Raw genomic sequence first — 3,541 nt, forward strand, 5'->3', positions numbered from 1 at the left:
GAGTTCCCACTAAAATAACATTGGCGCCGGGAAGCGGCTCACCCGTATTGGCATCCCTTACCGTCCCTTTGATGCCGCTCACATATTTTGGTCGACTCGTTTCACTTTTTTCCGACGCCCCTGCAATACTGCCTGCCCAAATCATCACGGCTATTAAAATCGCCATTCCAACAACCATCCGCTTAACTACCATTTGACTCACTCCCTTCTATTGTTTTGCATGTTTATATTTGTTAGTTTTTCCTAATTCTTTTCACAAAAAAATTTCACTTATCGCAGCCCAATCAAGCGTCCCATCTGGTAGATTGCTGCTGACAGAAAAAATGCAAGGGTTAACCCGGATGTTACACTAATCATCGGCCACTTCCAGGATCGGGTTTCTTTTTTGATCGCCGCAAGTGTCCCCACACAGGGCATATAGAGCAGCGAGAACACCATGAAGGCATACGCTGAAAGAGGCGTAAACTGCTGCATCAGAACGTGACGTAAACCCGCACCCGTTGCCCCGTAAAGGATCCCCAACGCCCCCAGAATGACCTCCTTGGCCAAAAACCCAAACATAAAGGCGACGGCCGTCTGCCAGTACCCAAACCCCGCGGGACGCAGCAGCGGGGCCAAAAACGAACCCAGTTGGCCAATGTAACTTTCATGTCCGGCGTAGGCACTTCCAAGGGGAAAACTGGCCAGGAACCAGATTAAGAGCACGGCCCCCAAAATAATTTTACCCGCCTTCTTCAAAAAGATGAGACTCCGGCGCCAGGTGTTTCGGTAAATGGAATACAGCGTCGGCAGTCGGTAGGGCGGCAATTCCATAACCAGAACCGACTGTTCATTCTTGAAAAGTACAGGCGCTGTCAGTTTGATCAGCCCAACCGCTGCCAAAATCCCGATCAGATAAAGTGAGAGTACAACCAGCCCCTGGTAGTGTGCGAAAAAAAGGCCGGCAAACAAGGCATAAATGGGCAATCTGGCGGCGCAGGAAATAAAGGGGATGGCTATCATCGTCAGAATGCGGTCTTTTCGGGAAGGGAGCGTGCGTGTCGCCAATACGGCCGGGATGTTGCAGCCAAAGCCTAAGATCAGTGGAATCAGGGATTTCCCGTGAAGGTTTATCTTTCTCATGATCCGGTCGGCAATAAATGCCCCTCTGGCCAGATAGCCGGAATCTTCCAGAAATGCAATTCCGGAGAAAAGAAAAATCAGATTAGGAAGAAATGAAAAAATCGCGCCCACGCCGCCAACCAGTCCGTTCACTAAAAAGGAAACAAACAGTGGCGGGACGTGCAAAGCGGCCCCGGCGGTTGCAATCCCTCTTCCGGCTTCCGTAAAAAGGGCGGAAATCAGCCAAACAAACGGCTGGGCTGCTTTAAACGTTAATTCAAACAAACCAGCCAACGCCAGCAGGAACAGAGGGAATCCCAGCCAGGGATGAAGGGCAATTTTATCGATTTTTTCCGCGCTCACCTGTCGCGTTACAGGGGTGGGCTGGTAAGAAACACACTCTCTCAGCAAACCGGAAATAAAACCATACTGCTTTTCGATCAAAATGGTTTCGGTATCGTAGCCAAACTTCTTTTCCAGGTGAATTGTGCTCTTCAAAGCCTGTTCCCGGATAATCTCGTAGTTGGGTAAAGCCCTCAACCCCTGAATCACGGAGACGTCTCCTTCGAGGACTTTCAGGGCCAGCCAACGCGGCGGATAGTTTTCCAGAGAAGCCGGAACCGTTTTCAAAAACTCAACCAGCTCTTTTATGGCCTCCTCAATGGCCTCGCCATAATCCAATCGAAAATCCGGAAGCGGCATTTTGGACACATCGACGGCTGTTCTTAGGAGCCTATTTTTCTCCACCAATTGACTTCCAACCGTCTCCACCACAGGAATTCCAAGCAGTTGTGACATTTTCGTCGAGTGAATTCTGAGACCCTTTCGCCGGGCCAAATCCATCATATTGAGATCCAGAACCACCCGAAACCCCAATTCCATTAATTCCACCAGGATGTGAAGCTCCCGCTCCAAGCGGGAGGCGTCGGCCACAACCACCACAACATCCGGTTGAACCTGAAGCAAAAAATCCCGGACGATCCGCTCGTCCGGCTGATAGGGAGATAAACTGTAGGCCCCGGGCAAATCAGCGATTATCACGGATTCACCCCGAAAATCGGCCTGCCCCAGAAGGACATCAATCGTCACCCCCGGCCAATTGCCAACGTGTTGATTGCTCCCGGTCAGCGCATTAAAGAGTGTGGTTTTCCCCGAATTCGGATTTCCGACCAGTGCAATCGTCAATTCACTGTCAGCTTTTTCCAGCCGTTCTTTGAGGGAAAGGACATTCATCTGGAACTACTGCTCCGCTTCGGTTGGAAGAACCAGAATTTGAGAGGCTTCTTCTCGTCTCAACGACAAGTGGTACCCCTTTAGAATGATATCGATGGGATCACCCAGAGGCGCAATTGTTGAAACGGTAACACGGGTACCCGGTACCAGCCCCATGTCCAACAAACGGCGCTTTAAACTGGAATCTCCCAGAATTCGGACGACATGTGCCGAATGCCCTGGAGACAGATCCCTCAAAAGAACCGCCTCGGTAATCGATCCCGCCGATTCAATTTTCGCTGGCCTGGTTGATTTTCCTTCCAAAAAGGCCTGAAATTCGTTCATCAGGTTTGTATTTCCCTCTCCGGCCTCCGCGACGTAATCCATTAATCGGGTCAGTTTCTGCAGCGTTTTATCACTCAAATTGTGCTCGAGTTTGCAGGCTTCTTCCATCGCCGTTTGTGAGTCCACCTTTAAAAAATTGTAGAGAAATTTAAAAATGAGGCGATGCCGATTGTAAACGGCTCGCGCGGCTTCCATGCCTTCTTCGGTAAGTTCCAGATAGCCGTATTTTTCATGAACCAGATAGCCCTTTTTGTCCAGAGCTTGAATAGCCGCCACAACACTGGGCATTTTCACCTGCATCCGTTTGGCAATGTCTTTGATGCGAACGACCCTGTTCTCAAGCGAAATTTCAAGAATCGTCCGAAGATAATTTTCAGCACTGTGCGTTAAAGCATCCATTTCAAATCTCGCATTTGCTTTTTCTATTATTGTTAGTTTAGGCTAACAATATAGTGCAAAAATATATTTGATGCAAGATTTTTTTTAGACTTTGGTTTGGAAAATGTGGTTTTTCAATTGCTCCGGCCACCGGCCCCGGAGTTTGTTTGTTCAATGATGGGTTGGTTCAATATTTGGAAATTGGATAGTCGTTATTGATTATTGGATATTCACATTCCTCTCCCTTCGCCTCGATACGTCCGCCGGAGGCGGACACTCGGCGACCGGGGGTATTTGCTCTTCAGCCTGTTGTCTTCGCGGTGAGATCTTGGCCTGCGAAAAATGACATCCCCCTAAATCCCCTCTCAAGGGGGGACTTTGGTTTGGGAAATGTGGTTTTCAGTTGCTCCGGCAACCGATTCCGGAGTTTGTTTGTTCAATGATGGGTTGGTTCAGTATTTGGAAATTGGATAGTCGTTATTGATTATTGGATATTCACATTCCT

3 protein-coding genes are annotated in these 3,541 nt (G+C 48.9%); all 3 read right to left on the reverse strand.

The annotated features are described in order from the left end of the window. Positions 1-193, reverse strand: a 193-nt coding sequence (locus GXO76_02465) for a carboxypeptidase-like regulatory domain-containing protein (GenBank protein NOY76715.1), incomplete at its 3' end; no start/stop codon positions are given. A gap of 77 nt (positions 194-270) precedes the next feature. Beyond that, positions 271-2,334 (reverse strand): ferrous iron transport protein B, encoded by a 2,064-nt coding sequence (gene feoB / locus GXO76_02470; protein NOY76716.1) that lies wholly within the window; start codon positions 2,332-2,334, stop codon positions 271-273. A 6-nt stretch (positions 2,335-2,340) separates the two neighbouring features. Next, positions 2,341-3,057 (reverse strand): metal-dependent transcriptional regulator, encoded by a 717-nt coding sequence (locus tag GXO76_02475; protein NOY76717.1) that lies wholly within the window; start codon positions 3,055-3,057, stop codon positions 2,341-2,343. Between the last annotated feature and the right edge of the window lie 484 nt (positions 3,058-3,541).

Source organism: Calditrichota bacterium (genome assembly GCA_013151735.1).
Lineage (GTDB): Bacteria > Zhuqueibacterota > JdFR-76 > JdFR-76 > BMS3Abin05 > BMS3Abin05.

Coding starts and splice junctions, on each gene's coding strand:
- feoB (NOY76716.1), bottom strand. CDS start 2,334: ATGAATGTCCTTTCCCTCAAAGAACGGCTGGAAAAAGCTGACAGTGAA.
- GXO76_02475 (NOY76717.1), bottom strand. CDS start 3,057: ATGGATGCTTTAACGCACAGTGCTGAAAATTATCTTCGGACGATTCTT.